Annotated in this window: 12 protein-coding genes and 1 pseudogene; 8 read left to right on the top strand and 5 right to left on the bottom strand. The window is 59.2% G+C overall.

What is annotated here, in order from left to right; all coding sequences use genetic code 11:
• Positions 1-40 precede the first annotated feature (40 nt).
• A complete protein-coding gene (locus ACVWYI_RS33170) occupies positions 41-1,843 on the bottom strand; it encodes an AMP-binding protein (RefSeq protein WP_456664220.1) in 1,803 nt (600 codons plus the stop codon).
• Between the two features lie 91 nt (positions 1,844-1,934).
• Positions 1,935-3,135, bottom strand: a pseudogene (locus ACVWYI_RS33175) (ABC transporter substrate-binding protein).
• 1,102 nt (positions 3,136-4,237) lie between these two features.
• Here ACVWYI_RS33175 and ACVWYI_RS33180 point away from each other — a divergent pair.
• From ACVWYI_RS33180 to ACVWYI_RS33200, 5 genes are all read left to right on the top strand, one after another.
• Positions 4,238-5,380, top strand: a complete 1,143-nt coding sequence (locus tag ACVWYI_RS33180) for a tyrosine-type recombinase/integrase (protein WP_456664221.1) — start codon at positions 4,238-4,240, stop codon at positions 5,378-5,380.
• A 205-nt stretch (positions 5,381-5,585) separates the two neighbouring features.
• Positions 5,586-6,275 carry a hypothetical protein gene (locus ACVWYI_RS33185; protein ID WP_456664222.1) on the top strand — a complete coding sequence of 230 codons (690 nt, stop codon included), beginning with the start codon at positions 5,586-5,588 and terminating at the stop codon, positions 6,273-6,275.
• Positions 6,276-6,645: 370 nt separating this feature from the next.
• Complete coding sequence (locus ACVWYI_RS33190) at positions 6,646-9,423, top strand: hypothetical protein (RefSeq protein ID WP_456664223.1); 2,778 nt, start codon at positions 6,646-6,648, stop codon at positions 9,421-9,423.
• 329 nt (positions 9,424-9,752) lie between these two features.
• Positions 9,753-10,226, top strand: a complete 474-nt coding sequence (locus ACVWYI_RS33195; RefSeq protein WP_456664224.1) for a hypothetical protein — start codon at positions 9,753-9,755, stop codon at positions 10,224-10,226.
• Positions 10,223-10,627: a hypothetical protein gene (locus ACVWYI_RS33200; protein WP_456664225.1), complete on the top strand. Its 405-nt coding sequence runs from the start codon at positions 10,223-10,225 to the stop codon at positions 10,625-10,627. Before ACVWYI_RS33195 ends, ACVWYI_RS33200 begins: the two co-directional genes overlap by 4 nt.
• On the opposite strand, the gene ACVWYI_RS33205 is transcribed toward ACVWYI_RS33200, so the two are convergent.
• Positions 10,612-11,733 carry a phospholipase effector Tle1 domain-containing protein gene (locus ACVWYI_RS33205; RefSeq protein ID WP_456664226.1) on the bottom strand — a complete coding sequence of 374 codons (1,122 nt, stop codon included), beginning with the start codon at positions 11,731-11,733 and terminating at the stop codon, positions 10,612-10,614. The genes ACVWYI_RS33200 and ACVWYI_RS33205 overlap by 16 nt on opposite strands.
• Before the next feature lie 320 nt (positions 11,734-12,053).
• Between ACVWYI_RS33205 and ACVWYI_RS33210 the strand changes: the two genes are divergently transcribed.
• On the top strand, positions 12,054-12,956 hold the full coding sequence (locus ACVWYI_RS33210; protein ID WP_456664227.1) for a hypothetical protein: 903 nt from the start codon (positions 12,054-12,056) through the stop codon (positions 12,954-12,956).
• Positions 12,957-12,991: 35 nt separating this feature from the next.
• Here ACVWYI_RS33210 and ACVWYI_RS33215 read toward each other — a convergent pair whose 3' ends face one another.
• Positions 12,992-13,339, bottom strand: a complete 348-nt coding sequence (locus ACVWYI_RS33215) for a hypothetical protein (RefSeq protein WP_456664228.1) — start codon at positions 13,337-13,339, stop codon at positions 12,992-12,994.
• Between ACVWYI_RS33215 and ACVWYI_RS33220 the strand changes: the two genes are divergently transcribed.
• The gene (locus ACVWYI_RS33220) at positions 13,338-14,033 is read left to right on the top strand and encodes a hypothetical protein (RefSeq protein ID WP_456664229.1); all 696 of its coding nucleotides are present in this window, start codon (positions 13,338-13,340) and stop codon (positions 14,031-14,033) included. The genes ACVWYI_RS33215 and ACVWYI_RS33220 overlap by 2 nt on opposite strands.
• 1,048 nt (positions 14,034-15,081) lie before the next feature.
• Positions 15,082-15,234, top strand: a complete 153-nt coding sequence (locus tag ACVWYI_RS33225) for a hypothetical protein (RefSeq protein ID WP_456664230.1) — start codon at positions 15,082-15,084, stop codon at positions 15,232-15,234.
• A 227-nt stretch (positions 15,235-15,461) separates the two neighbouring features.
• On the opposite strand, the gene ACVWYI_RS33230 is transcribed toward ACVWYI_RS33225, so the two are convergent.
• Positions 15,462-15,704: a PilZ domain-containing protein gene (locus ACVWYI_RS33230; protein ID WP_456664603.1), complete on the bottom strand. Its 243-nt coding sequence runs from the start codon at positions 15,702-15,704 to the stop codon at positions 15,462-15,464.
• Positions 15,705-15,812 lie beyond the last annotated feature (108 nt).

The raw sequence follows: 15,812 nt of genomic DNA on the forward strand, positions 1-15,812 counted from the left end.
CATCGAAAGCCGCAACGGTAGCGAACGGCTGAACCAGCCCTCAGACCCGGATCACGTCTTGACGTGCCTCGTTGCAGTATAGACGTTCCACCAGTTCAGAGCGGTGTTTCAGCACCGCACGTTGATTGACATAGGCCTTGTCGGTGATTTCTCCTGCCGCCAATGACGGCGCGTCCTTCAGCAGCGAGAAAGAACAAATTGCTTCACTGCTTCCAACGGTCTCGTTGTACTCCTGAAGACGATCCTTCAAAAACTGGAGCACGAGACGGTCGCTGGTCAGATCCGGGGCCGGGGTTTTCGAAATCCTCGCCGCCTCGGTGGGATTCAACCAGCAGAGCAGCGCGCACGATTCACGATTTTCTCCCGCGACGACGATGTCCAGCAATACGCCACGCGTTGCCGCCAGGAGTGCCGCGCGCATATTCCCGATCGTGACCCACGTGCCGTTCGCGAGTTTGAAATTTTCGGAGATTCTGCCGGTGAACCGCAGGCCGCGCTCCGGCTTCTCGGGATCCAGAAACGAGACCGTGCCGCCGATGCGGTAGAATCCTTCCTCGTCGAAAGCCTGCTCCGTCAAATCCGGCCTTCCGAGATAACCGGGAGTGACGTTGGGTCCCTTGATCCTGACCTCGTAGGTATCGGACACAGGGATCAGTTTCAGTTGCAGGCCTGGCGCTGGAAGACCGATCTCTCCCGGCTGATCGGTCGCCCAATGGGTGGTGGCGATTGTCGGGGCCGTTTCGGTGGTGCCGTAGCCGGACATGACCGGAATTCGCCGGCCGGTGGCCGCAAACGTCAATCGATAGAGTTTTTCCAGCGTGGCCTGTGAAATGGCGGCGCCGGCATAGCTTAGCCGATCCATCCTTTTGAACACGCTGGCACCAAGATCAAGGTCGTTCTCGATCGCGTCGCACAGGAGATTATAGCCGGCAGGTACGTTGAACATGGCGGTCGGCGAAATCTCCTTGAGATTTGCAACCGTCTTGTGGAAGAGCTGCGGCAGCGGCCGGCCATCGTCGATGTAGAGCGTCCCGCCGTTCTTGAGAATGCCGTGAAGGATGACGTTGCTGCCCATCGTATGGTGCCAGGGCAGCCACTCCACCTGAACCGGCGCTTCCGGAGGTGACACCAGCAGGCTCCCCATTTGCAGGGAGCTTGCCATCATGCGGTGGGTGTTGAGCACGCCTTTCGGGAAGCCGGTCGAACCGGACGTGAAGAGAATTTTGGCGACGGCATCGCAAGACACGGCGCGTGATGCCCGCTCAAACCCTTCGCTCCCGGTTCGCGCCGCAAGGGTGCGGAAAGGCACCGTATCCGGCGCACCATCGACGCTGATCCAGGCCGCTTCCGCCAACTCGGGAATGGCGCGGCCCGCGGAAAAATCGCGTCCGCTCTGAACAAAAACAAAATTCGGGCGCAGCGTTTCCGCGATATCCTTGAGACGAGCCAGGCCGCCGGGCATCAGAGTGTAGTTTGGCGATATTGGCGCCAGGATGACCCCGATCGACATGGCCGCAAACGAGATCACCGCGTTCTCGATCGAGTTTCCTGACAGGACTGCCAGCTTGTCGGCGGGCTTTGCGCCCATATCGATCAGGCTTTGGCCGGCTGCCTGGACCTGCGACCATGCCTCGCCATAGGTGATCTCGTCCCATCCACCCCCGGCATTGCGTTGCGCAAGGAAAACTCGGTCCGGAACGGCAGCTGCCCAACTCGGCAGAAAATCGGTGACGCGCCAGTCGCACGGCGCCCATTCGAGGGGCGAACGCAAGATCAGCGCGCCGTCGGGGCGACGCTCGATGCGAACCTCCCGCGGCGCAAAATTCAGAGCCTTCGTCGACATCGAGATGGTCTCCGTAATTGCTGGAAAGACAATCGCGCGGGCGGCCGGTACGCAGGCCGTGCCGGATACGCCACCTCGCCGGTTGCGCGCTTTATTCGGAGCTCGCGTCCAGCACTTCCCCGAAAGCTTCCCAGCTCGTGCCGGACCATCCGCTGCAACCGCATCTGCGTCCAGATCATGTTCTGGGCGCCGCTGGTATTGACCTTGATCCCCGGCAGCGCGGTCGGGACGACGAAATCCCTGAGGTTCTTGGCCTGCGCAAGAACGTTCTGGCGGGACAGATCATTTCCGCATTGCTTCAGGATCTGCTCGAGCAGGATGCCTTGCTGATAACCGGTCAAATAGCTGCCGTTGGTGATATCGACACCCGACAAATATTTGTCGAGAAAGCTCCGGTAAGCCTGCATGGCAGGGTCGTCCTTCCACGCCTGATCCAGGATATCCTTGTTGATCGTCCCGACGATCACGCCGACTGATTTGTCGAGGCCGGCCGGGGTGAGCGTGCCTCCAACCGAACCGGACGGAAAGTCGATGATGACGGTCGCCTTCCAGCCGATCAAAGAGGCTTGCCGGATTGCCTGCGCGGCGAACTTCGGTGTTCCCGCGATCATCAACGCGTCGGCGCCGGAGCTCTTCAGATTGGTGATCTGTGAATCGACGGTCGGTTCGGTGACCTCGTAGGAAGCGCTGACGACTTTTCGATCGTAGTCCTTGCCGAGAAACGTCTTGAAGGCATTGACGTAATCTTTGCCGAGGTCGTCGTTTTGATAGAGGATCGCATATTTGGCGTTCGGCAGCGTCTTGGTCAGATATTTGGCGTAGATTTTTCCTTCGGTATCGTAGCTGACAAGGCCCGTCGTGGTCAGCGGGTAAGCGGCGACGTCGGTGAATTTTGATGATCCGCTGACGATTGCAATGCTGGGCACGCCTTTCGCCTTCAAATATTTCGCTGTCGCCGAAATGCCGGGAGTACCGAGCTGGCCGAACATGAACGCCACTTCATCGCTCTCAACGAGCTTGCGGACGTGCTCCACCGCTTTGGGCGGGCTGTACGCGTCGTCATAGGCGATGTAGTTGATCTTGCGTCCGTTGACGCCGCCGCGGTCGTTCAAGGATTGAATGTAGGCGATCAGTCCCTTGCCCACGAGACCGATCGACGACGCCGGGCCGCTGAACGGAAACACCCCGCCGATCTTGATCTCGGTCGCAGAGACTCCCGGTTCGTCGGCCGCGAGTGCCGGGCCGCACAAGAGTAATGTCAGCGCAGCCACGAGCTTCCATGTCGGCGTCATTTTCTCGTCCTCCCAAACGCGCCGCGCCCTTTTCGGGGACATAGCGCTGTTACTGTGCGGCTGCCTGCTCGCGCCCTGCGTCCTCCAAGCCGAATTCGACTTCGCTGAACCGGACCCATCCAGGGCTGCAACCGCATATCGCGACCGTTACGACCAGTCGTCTCTTCTTTGAAGATACAGTTCTTTTTTAGAACTAGTCAACTGCTATAATCCAACGCGGCCGCTCGCGAACTCCGGGGCGCGCTCACCTGCGGAATCGAGCTAAGCAAATTGGCGTGCTTCCAGCGCTACTCTGGAAGGGCCTGGCCAGTCGCTTTTGAAGTGTTCGAGACCGATCAACGCGCGGGCTCAGCCGCCCAGGGCCGAGGCAAGATACGAGAATTCTCAGTTCTATTTAAGTATCAATCGCGCCTCCGGTTGCCCGCTCGGGAGCATCAGAAGCGCTATCTTGCCAACGCCAACGTCAGCACGCAGCGCGGTACGACGTTCGTGGTTCTCTCCAATGCGACGATCAAAAGAATCCGGCGCTCAAATCCAGGCCATGGGTAAGCGAAAGCAGAACACGAAAGCGCACGCTCCGGCCAACAGCAGCGCGTGCTTTGCCACGCCGGCGCTGGTAACCGAGAAGATCGTGCGGGAAATTGCGCTTAAGATGGCCGTCTTGCACACGCCTTCGCGTCCTCGCGGCGCATTCCGCCCGAGCTTTGCTTCGTCGCTCCACCCTCTTGTCCAGGAGGGCGCAGGGAAGGCCGGGTGCCGGCTGGCACCCACGGTCCGCTGCGCGAAATGTAGCGCAAGGAAACCGCACAGCAGCATACAGGTGTAGCCAAATCACTCGGCCTTCCCTGCGCAGGGGAAAATAAATATGCGGGTGGTCTCGGGGATACCCGTGTGGAGTGGCTAAGTCGTTGATTTGCCAGCGAACGATGCCACATTGTGCCACAGGCTTCCTTACACCTTCCCACACACCATTGGGACGAAACCGGGGACACACATGGCACGGAAGGTCCGTCACAGCGCTTTGGAGAGCCGCAGCGCTCGCCTGAAATTGCAAATTCGCCGCAAACCCTATCCCGGCCCCTCGCTCGCGCGCGGCGTCTCGTTGCTCTATCGCCGCAACCGTACCAACGGCACTTGGGTGGTGAAGGCGAGCAACGGTCACGGCGCTTATTGGACCAAGCGCATCGCCGATGCCGACGACTTCGCCGACGCTGACGGCAAAGCAGTGCTGACGTTTTTTCAGGCGCAGGACACGGCAAGGCGATTGGCGCGCGGCGACAATGGCAGCGGCGACAATGCACCCATTACTGTAGACGGCGCCCTCACCGCCTATGAGGCCGATCTGAAGGCGCGCAGCTCCAATCCTTACAATGCCCAATGGCCTCGTGTTCATCTCACGTCGGTGCTGCTCGCTAAACCGATCGTCGTTCTCACATCTAATGAGCTGCAGAAGTGGCGCGACGGTCTGCTCTCCAAGATGGCGGCTTCGACCGTCAATCGCCTCTGCGGTTGCCTGTGCGCCGCTCTGGAGCTTGCCGCACGTCATGATCAGCGGATCCAGAACAAGCAAGCATGGGACGTTGGACTAGCCGGCTTGCCGGATGCGCAAGAAGCCCGCAACGTGATCCTGTCGGATGAGGAGGTGCGGCAATTCGTTTCCGGCGCATATGGCCTCGATGACAAGCTCGGTTTGCTAGTTGACGCGCTGGCGATCACTGGCGCGCGACCGAGCCAAGCCGTGCGGTTGCGCGTTGCCGATCTGGATTCTCATCCGGCACGCCCCAAATTGTCGATGCCCAAGTCAGCCAAGGGCGGCGGGCGCAATCGCGCCAAGAAGAAACACGAGCGCTACAGCGTGCCGATCACGCTGCAGCTCGCGGCAAAGCTGCGAGAAGCGGCGAAGGGCCGTCCTGACACCGCACCCTTGTTCTTGCAGAGCGACGGCACAGCTTGGGGAGACAATCCGGGCCAGACCTATCATCGCCAGATCGACAAGATAGTTACTGCGATCGGCCGCGACCCGGCTGAAGTGACGATCTATGCACTTAGGCATTCGAGCATCGTGCGCATGCTGCTCGCCAACGTTCCGATCCGGCTGGTCGCGTCTTTGCACAACACGAGCGTGCAGATGATCGAGCGCACTTATTCGAAGTACATCACCGAGCACAGTGACGAGATTTCGCGCAGAGCGTTGCTACGGTGTGAGACGCTGAGTGACGAGAATATCTTGGCCTTGGCAAGCTAAATCGGCTGGGCCATCATGTAGCTTAGCCTCGGCTAAGCGACTTTTGCCACCGCAATTCGTGACGGCCGAAACCCCGTTACGACGAGCAAGCGACTTTGAGAAACGCACTGTCGCTTTCAAGATCACTTGTTCTGATGGCGAGAGTTCCTCTGGCCCTCTGCGCGTCAGGCCGCACCGTCAAAAAGCAACCGTGAGTACGGCAGGAATGGCTAAGACATCGAAAACACAAGCACGGCGCCGGGGCGTACACAATCAACTCGCCGCAGTGGACAAGCTACGGCGACGGATGGCGAATGGTGACCTGTTGCTGAAGCGGGGCAAGGGTAAATTGCTCATTGATGAATTTGTCGAGGAGTACGGCAAAGGAAACAAGCAGCTCTTGTGCGACGCCGTTGAGCGGCTAGGGCACTCCGCTGTGGACCGGATCGTCTGGTATGAGTTGCCTGCTGAAGCGAGGAAAATTGCTAAGCGAGCGCTTCAGGAGGTGAAGAAGGTCGATCAAGGCGCACTGTGGCTGCGCACTCTTGAACTGTCCATGATGATGCCACTTGCCATGGGTTTTACAGTGAAAGATGGTCATGTAGGGTCGGAATGGGAGGAGATAATTGACGCGGTAAAGACCATTCACCGCTGTTACCAAGCCCTTGAGAAGAATTACTATTTGACCCCACCGCTGCAAGCCGGCCGATCTGAAATCTTAGCGGGCGAGTTCGTACGGGCATTCCGCGCCTTCCATTTCCACCAGATAGGTCGTCCCCCTCCGAAGGCGAGAACTTCTCGGTTCGTGGATTTCATGCAAGCCGCTTGGATTGATCTCGATTTCCCCAAGTTGCCGGAGGGTACGTTGGGAAATATCGCCGAGCGCGGCCCGCATTCGGCGGCCAAAAATATCTGAGCAAATGCGGTAGGAGATAGCGGCGCAGTCCTCCAGATTATTCCCACGGAATTGTATGGAAGGAGGACAACCAATGACGCCCCCCGGAGTTACCGGCCACAAGCCGATTGGGTTCGACAACGTCGATGCCTACAGCATCGACGAGTTCTGCGCACGTCACCGCATTAGCGTGCAGCTCTTCTACAAACTGAAACCGCAGGGTTTGATGCCTGTCACGTTCAAACGTTGGCACCCGCGTGCTGATCTCGCGCGAGGCTGCCGCTGCGTGGCGCCGGTCTCGCGAGCAGGCGGCGTAGCAGGCCGCAGCCTACCTGAACAAGAAAGGCGGCCCGCCACAGGCCGCCCCCTCATCACCAGTAGAGATTTTGAAATGCGCATCATCGATAGCAGCGCGCGCGCTTGCGCGCAAGCCGGCGACCTGAAACCGAAGATCGGGCCTGTCGAGTTTCTGAAGGCTCTATTCGCCAACGCGACCGGTCCGGTCTACACGTGCTCATTCGCCAATGATCGCGATGACCCGACGCAGGCGAGCGAGCGCCACGTCATCACGCGCAAGCCGGTCGAGATCACGGCGTTCGCCAATAAATGGGACAAGCCCGGTCGCGGCTTGTTCTTCTGCCTCGCCTCGATGAAGGCGGGCGTGCAGCGCCGCAGCAAGGAAGGCGTCGAGCAGTCGATCGGACTGTTTGCCGATATCGACTTCAACAAGGTCGATGGTCTCGGGTCTGATCCGCGCGCTGACGTGCTGCAGAAGCTGTCGCGCCTGCGCATCCTGCCGAGCGCGACCGTGTCCTCCGGTGGCGGCGTGCACGCCTACTGGCTGTTCAAGGAGCCGATCGACACGCAAGCCGAGCGCGAGCGCATCGAGGCCGCGCTGCGGCAGCTCTGCGACATCGTTGCCGGTGATCCCGCCGTTTGCGAAGTCAGTCGCGTGCTGCGCCTGCCCGGCACGCACAACACCAAGGACGGCGCATGGAACGAGGTCGAGATCACGTCGTTCGATCCCGATCGCCGCTATGAGCTGGACGATCTCGAAGAGTGGTTCAGCGAGCAGTCGCCCGTGATGCTGCGCAAGGTTCGCCAGCGTGGTGCGACCGTGCGGGAGATCGAGGACGACTTCTTTGCGCAATATGCAAAGAAGTTCGATATCAAGGCGCCGATCGACGTCGAGGCGCGGCTGAACGCCATGATCTATATGGGCAGCGGCGAGAATTCGATCCATCAGACGCAAATCCAGTGCGCGGCCTCGATGCTGAGCCGTGGCATGGCGATCGATGAGGTCGTCGCGATCCTGCTTGCGGCGACGAAGGTCGCGGCCGGCGACTACGGCAACCGCTGGAACTGGCGCCGCGAGGAGCGCAACATCCGCCGCGACTGCGATGATTGGGTCCGTAAGCATCCGCCTGAAGAGCGCAAGAAGAAGAAGGACCCCACGTTGAAGGCCGTCGAGGGGGTCGAGGCCGGCATGACCACGCGCAATGAGATCGTCAAGCGCGAGGCCGAGTCTGACGCGCGCCAGACCGCCAGCGGCGACAACGTCGTGCCGTTGCGCCCCGTGATCACGCGCAAGGATGAGGAGCACGTGCAGCTCGGCAAGGCCGTGCTCGCCCACATGAGCGCTGCAGGCGAGCAGATCATCAACATCAATAAGCACACGTGGTTCTACAAGGCTGGCGTGTGGGAGCTGCGCGTCGAGCCGAGATGGCTGAACGTGCGCATCGAGAAAGCCTGCGTCGGGCTTGGCTTCAAGAACAGCACCAAGATGCGCAACGAAACCCGCAACTGGATCGAGGCGCGGCCTGAGCTTTTCCGCGAGGATGAAATCCCGTGGGACCAGCACGGCAAAATCCCGACGCGCTCGGGGCTGGTCGATCCGCGCACGGGCGAGCTGGAGATCGCGCGCGCTGATCACTTCTGCACGTGGCGCATCGATCTTGACTATGACCCCACCGCCACGTGCCCGTGGTGGGAAACCATGATCGGCGATATGTTCGGCGACAAGGACGATCAGAGCGATCTTGTGCGTGTCGTTCAAGAGCTGTTCGGCTGCGCGCTGATCGACAAGAAGCCGCGCTCGCTGTCGAAGGCGTGCGTGTTTTGGGGCATCCAGAACCTCGGTAAGTCGGGGCCGCTCGATGTCATTGCCGGCCTGTTCGGCAAGTCGATCAGTGCGCCTATTGGTTCAGTCGAGGGGACGCATGGCCTGATGCCGTTCCAGCATCGGGCGCCGTGGGTGTTGCACGAAGCCTTTAACGGCCAGTGGAACTTCTCGACCAACGTCAAATCGATCATCACGCAGGACCCGGTTCAGATCAACGTGAAGAACGGTCCGATGATCAACACCGTGATCCGCGCGCCGATCTTTTGGGCGACCAACTTCCAGCCGCAGTTCAAGGAGGCGACGCGCGCGATCGTTGACCGCATGGTCGTAATCGAAGTGTCGCGCCAGTTCTCCAACCGCAAGCCGATCGGCGCTGCCGCTGAGGCATTGCGCCGGGGCTTCGCCAAGCCCGGCGAGCTGGTCGTGGCGACCGAACTGCCGGGCGTTCTGAATTGGGCGATTGCCGGGCTTCGCAGGGCACTGGAGCGGGGCTCCATTGAGACCACCAATGCAATTGAAGAGACAGCCGACGCGATCCATAAGGACAGCAACCTCGTTGCCGGCTTCCTCGCCGACTGCGTCGAGTTTGATCCGATGGCCCGGCTTCGCTCCTCCGACTTCTGTCTGGCTCATTCGGCATGGTGGCTTGAGCTGAAGGGCGAAGCTCGGCGTCTGCCGACCAACGAAGCGGTCGCCAAAGCGCTGAAAGCCATGGGCGACGCGCGCATCGGCATCGATCGCAACGAGATGCGCGATAGCGCGAGCCGTTACTACTGCGGCATTGCGCTGAACGCGGCAGGTCTTCGCTACCACCGCGCCGCCTATGAGAGCCGGCTGTTCGAGGGAAAGACCACGACCGCGACCGACCCGGCGCGCGAGGTCAACTCGCTCATTCCAGTGAGCTGGAATGACCGCGAGACCATCGTCAAGATGCGTGCCGGTCACGACACCGGGTCACAAATCGATCGCGGGTCACTGACCGATGACCACGAAAGCGGCGTAAGGACGTCTCTGGTCACGACAGCGGTCATCGACGCAAGTCTCTGAACACCTTTGTTTTTCGAGCTGCTGTGACCGTAATGACCCCTTTTCTTTCAATTGCTGAAGAAGATGAGAAACGAGGGAAGTGACAGGGAAAAGACAGGCAAGAAGGAGGGTTTTAGAGAAGTAGGAGTTTTCGGGTCAGATGGGTCATCGGTCACGACGGCGTCGGTGGCGCCGATCGAGAGTTGGGCAACTTCGGCAAGGCGAAGGCTCGGGGCGCTTTGTCTTAGGGTCCTAGTCGGACCGGACGGTGGGGCGGGTCGCGCCGCGCGCCCGGCACGACTAGAGATGGCGAATTTCGAGAGCGACAACAACAACGAAAGGAACTCAACGTGAAACTCGTTTCCGCGTTCGGCGCCGCCGACATGCTGGAGCTTGATCGGCAAACTGTCCGCCGTGCCTTGCGTCATGTGGCGCCCGATGGCTACGAGAAGAAGCAGCCGCGTTGGCGGATGAAAACGATCGTCGAGGCAGTTGATCGGCACGCAGGTCGCAATAGCAGTGCCGCCGTGCCCGGTGGAACGCGCTTGCCCCCTCTCTTCGACCAGTTCGATACCGGCTGCAAGCGCCTCGACAGTTTGGCGGACCTCGAAGCCCGCCGTCGTGAGGCACGCCGACTGATGGCGTTATTGGTTGAGCTGGACGAGGCCATGCGAGCCGATGCGCGCATGCGTCGCGAGGACGAATTGCGCGCCTCTTTGCGTTGCGATCAACATTTTCAGCTTGCGATGCGCAACTTCGAAAAGCCGTGTGCATGGACCCACAATGAATGCTGGGCCGTCCTTGCGGAGGAGGGTGTGCAATGACAGACGAGCAGAAAGCGCTCGCTGCCGAACTTGACCAACTGTCCGCCGTCGCTGCGAGACTTGCTGACCGCGTGCGCCGGCTCGGTCAGGCCGGTGACGTGATGGAGGATCTTCCCGAGCGATTGTTCCTGACGGTCGCCGAGGCCGCCGCCGTGTGTGACGTGAGCGACCAAGCGGTTTACACTTGGATCGACCACGCCACGCAGATGCGTCGTCCCATCGCCGAAAAGCGCGCCAACGTGTGGATCATCCATACGGCACGGCTCCTCGCCTACATCGAGAAGCATCGCGGCGGTGCGCCCGCGCGCGTCAAAGGTGAGAACCGGCTGCGAGCATTCTGGCCTAAGTGGTCAGAGCCGCACGAGCTGCGCCGGAATCAAGCATATCAGAAGACGGTCTGAAAATTGGTTGTTAAAAACTCTTTTGCCCTCGCCAAACCTTTGATGGCCGGCGACAGTCGATAAATGAACTCAGGCTGGTTCTTATACTGAACGGGCTTGCCGTCTAAGTAGTTGGCGAGTGGATGAACTGATTGCTCCTTGATGTCCAGATTAACGTGTCGCGCAACCGGGCGCGGGCTCAGAAAGCGCCAGTACATAAGCGCGCGCTCGTTGTGAATTCTGAGAAAATTTGCGCTTAGCTTCCGATTGTATTCCCGACATCGAGGTATATCAAAGCTCAAGTCGGTTCTTGCGAGCACTCGATCAATCATCGTCATCAACGCGATGTCACCCAGCGTCCTGATCGCGTAAGCGCCACCAATATCCGAGTGTACACCGGGCATCCAAATCTGCTCTAAAAACGAATTTCCCTCCACGCCAGTCCACATGATCTGCCTGAAGTAATTCCTTGTTTCATCGATCGCCAGTAACTGGAGCCCATTCTTAACGTAAGCGTGCAGTTTTCGCTCTTCGAGCCGCAGCCTTTGAGCATTGGACGTTAAGCCGTATCCGCCAGATACGGTCTCAAAAACACCCAAGAACTCAATTTTCGGCTGGGGGTCACACATGAAGTCCTTATAGTTGACTTTTTTTCCTTCCTTCCGAGGTCCATCATCCCTAAAGCCGGGCTCCAATACTTCGGCCTCGCCGATGTAATCCGCCCAAACATACGCGAACATGTTGATGTGTTCATCGTCAAGGATCCCCATTCCTAAAAGACCGGTCAGTGCCCGGGCAACAACAGCTCCTCTGGAAAAGCCAAAGATATAGAGCCGATCACCTTGCTGGTAATTTGCGCAGATGTTCACGTACACGTCGGCAATCAAAGCATCGATGCCGTTCGCAAATCCACCGTCGATGTAGCCCCTCAGTCCCCCAACGGCTCCGAGACCTCGGCTGTAGTCGAATATCTGAGCGCGCCCTGAATTATCGTCGATGTTCAGCAGCGTGTTCATGAGGTAGACATTTGAATAAACGTCAAGCGTGTGTTGGCTGCCAGCCCACAACCAAGTGCCATCGATAAGATAAATCAAGTGTCGATAGCCGCCGTTCCGGGGAGCTTTCATGCCAACCTCCCAAGACTAAGAAAGCTAACATTTATCACAACGGGCAGGGGATGGCCACCGCAACTGTCTGGTGTTCGACCGGCGACCGCGGAGTTCCAGTAGCGGTCCTGTGGCACTGCTGATGCGCCATTGCTGATCTGGCGGAGGTCTTACTTCGTAAAGTCGGCCAACCCGGCTCGCGCGTGATCGGAAGTGCCTGAATGTGGAGCGCACCAAAAATAACTGCACTGAATGTGGCGCGTTCCACGTGCCCGATCTACGCAACTCACGCCGCAGCGGCGTAGACTGGCCGCATGAAAAATCCATTCCGAAAAGACCCCATGCACAATCTCGAAACCACGGTGGCGCTGACGACGCGCGGCGAACAGCTCGTTGCGAAACGCGAGACGGCACAGCTCGCCTTGGACAAGGCCATCAAGGCTCGTCAGCATGCGCTGCTTTCGGGCGACCTCGATGATCAGCGCGCTCTCAACAATCTGCAGGGCCTCGTGGATGCGGCAGCATCAGCGCTGACGGGCATCGACGACGCGCTCACCGTTCTGGCGCGCGACAAGGCCGAAGCAGAGCACCAGATCAAAGCTGAACGCGAGCACGTCAGGCGTTCTGCTGCCGCAGACAAGCTGCACAAGCAGGTCGCCGCGATCGAGGCGGTCTTGCCGATCTACTTGCAGACGTCTCGCGATCTTGCTGATGCTCTTTCTGACATCGGCTGGCATTTCGAGACCGGCCAAGTGGCGGGCTTCATTCAGAGCACGATGGGCCAGATCGAAGTCGCGGCCAACTTCGCGCTCGCTGAGCTGAAGTCGATGCAGAACGCCATTCGTGGGGGTCAGCAGCCGGTCCCGCAGGACCCCTCTTCGATGCCGGCTGCGGAGCCTGTGCCGGAGCCGCTGGTTATGACTGTTTTCATGCTTCGCAGCGGGAAGTTTCTCGACCAAGACGGCCGCAAGCGTTTTGCCGGGCAGTTTGAGGATGCAACGATGCCGGTTCCGACTGCACAGCGCGCGTTCCGCAAAGGTATCGCTGTCCCAACCACCGACCCGCGTCGTGCGCAGCTTCGTGGCTCGCGCGGAGGTGACTTCAGTCCGAGCGCGCCGGATGTCATCGATCTCGATGCGGTGACGCAGGTCGAAACTGATCCGGTGCTGCGCGCAGGCGGTTTCACCGTGATTGACCGGAGCGCTGAAGCGCGCACCGTCGAGATCAACGTGAGGCGGGTCTAGCTATGCGTAAGCGGCTTCTCCCGCCGGATTTTGAGTCACACCGCATCAGCCAGAGGCTGGACGGTTACGTCGTCAATCGCGAAGGCGAAATGCCTCGTGGTGTCGCCGAAGCGATGTTCGACGCGGCCTTGGGCTCTCACGGTGACGTTGGGCGCATTCGCCGCCGCATGCTCCTGCGCCAGCATCAGTATGAATTCGCCAACAGGGTCATGAACGCCCGTGAACAGCGCTTCAAGCTCGCGCGGAGAACGTAGATGAATATCAATCCTGATCTGCTCATCTGGCTGCAGAACCGCGACTGTGGGCTGCGCAGCTCCGGTTCGGCCGTGAGGCGGGCCGCGCCATTCGTTTGGGTCGTGGCGCGGGCCGTGAGCTTTCGCCATGAATAGTCAAGCAGAGGAAGAGAACGCCGAATACAACGATCTGCTCAAGCAGCTCGGCCGGACAGAGGAGCAGGACCAGCGGATAGCAGTCCACGAGGCGGGCCACGCTATCTGCGCCCGGCTGCTGGGGCATGCCGTTGGTGGCGTGACGGTTAGCCCGGACTCCGTCCGAGGGTCTGAAGGCATGTGCTGGGGCATTGGTCATGCCGAGGCATTCGCAGCGGTTCGCGGCGATGCTTCAGACGTGCGGAAGGCACTGGCTCCAATGATGCCGGAGGCCGGCGAGGATCGGGCTTCGTTCGCGGATGTCTATGCGAGCGTGTATGGACATTGCACTGAGCTGCTGGCGGGAGGGGCAGCCGAAAGCCTCTTCTCGCAACATGGGGCTGCTGGAGTGAGCGATGATCTGCGGCAGGCTCGTGAGTTGGCGCTGCTCATCTGCAAGAGCGAGGAAGCCGTCGAGACCTTCATCGCGCATTGCGACGTCGCCGCGCGCGATCTGTTGATGCCCTATGGTGACGTGGTGATCGTGCTGTCCACCGTGTTGCGCATCAAGCGGACGCTTGATGGCGCTGAGATCGATGAGATCATCTCAGACGTGCAGGCACGTAAAGCATTGGCAGTTGAGCATCGGCGGCGTGCTGATTGGTGCGCACGCGAGCTGTCGGCCAAGTCGTTTTCGAGCGAACTTTAGCATGGTCGGGCCACATCGAGACCACGATCGGATGACGTGATTGCGACTGCATCGGCTGGGCATGATCGGCGGATGTACCCGGACCCAGCGATGGCAGGACCCTCGGAGCTAATCCCCGGGGGTCTAGTTGTGTGCGGCTCGACGTGTCTTACTCCTTGGTCGGCCGGAACTTGTACTTCCACATAGCAATGCTGGTGAACGTCTGTTCAATAAAGTTTCGCGGCTGTTCTCGGAACGGCGCCATTCCCCATTGGTTGGTAATCGTAACCAGCAAGGGAGAAGCACAATGAGGAAGGCTTGTTATGTTCTCGCCGCTGTGACGGCACTCAGCGTGGCAGCACCGAGGCTCGCCAGTGCTCAGGAGTTCGGTTTCCGGATCGGTGGCGACCACGGGTACTATCGTGACAGGGACTACGGGTTTGACCGTGGCTATGATCGCGGCTGGCACCGTGGTTGGTACAACCATGATCGAGACCGCACGGTAGTCATTAGGCGTCACCACAGTTGGGACTACGACGACTAACAAACGACGATTAAGAAAATGGCCCCGACATTCGGGGTCATTTTTCTTGAGTTGCGCTGTTCGGTTCAAGCGGGTGCCTCGTATTGAGCACGGTGGGCTGGCCTTCCGAAAAGCTGAGCGCTGGTACGCAGATACTTTCGCGTAAAAAGACGGGCACTCGCGGACGTTGCGATGCGGCCGTGAATGCGCCAATATCGCCGAAGTCCTTCTCATTTGCTGAAGCACTTTTGAGCTGTGTTTTTCAATAGTCCATTTTGGGGGGCTCATGTTTGTCACGATTATTGCTGTGCTTGCCACCTTAACCTCGACGGATTGCGTCGATGAAATTGTCACCGGCTCCGCGCTCGACAGCCAGCTCACGTTCAGAGCTGCATGATCAATGGTCAAGCGGGATTAGCCACGTGGAAGGAAGAACATCCAATATATCATTCCGAGGCATGGCACATCCAGCGCTACAAGTGCGTGCCGAGAGATTGCAAAATAATTGCTCACTATCGGGCCTAATTCTTGTCGGGAGCAATTGCCGTGTCAAAAGCTACTGACGACCTTCAAATGCTGCGGCTCATCAAGGCGTTTCAGAGGATTGTTGACCGGGACACGCGCCGCACAGTCGTTTTGTATGTTGAGGAGCAGGCGCAAAAACAAGAATCGCAACAGCAGTCGAAGGCTCCATCGTGATGGTTTGCGATCTTGCACGGATGTCTCTCATGCGTGCGACTGCGTTATCGGCTTCGCGAGCTTTTCTGTCCAAGGGCTGAGGTAGAGTTCGAACAAAAGGTATGTTGTTGTACCAAACCCGGATGTAACCCTGTCATCGGGCACGGGCGGTTTGTGGACCCGAAGCGGACATCGGGACATTACATGTTCCAGTGGCACAGACGTCCTATGGCATAAGCCCCACCACTTCAAACGAACATCACGCCCACCTTAAAGGGCGTCCGCCAGACGACCCGACAGGGCAATTTCAAATTATCTTCTGGAATAATCAACGTGAAGGCGGAGGGTATTCTGTCAATCGTGTTGAAGAGTTGAAGTGCTGCGCCCGACGTAGAAATGTCACGCACCGTGCAGGGAGTTTTGTCGCCTCCAAGCTCGATCTGCGCTGGCTTGGCCACCCGAAAGCGGGGTGCACGCCGACTTCCAACCATTGGCTTTGGTCCGCTGTCTAGGTCGCTAGTATGATCCGAATTCTTCAACGCTCTGATTGATCCAGAGCAGTGCTGCGCGGCTGTCCAACCAGAAAAGTTGGTCGTCCT

The organism is Bradyrhizobium sp. LB13.1, assembly GCF_054056815.1.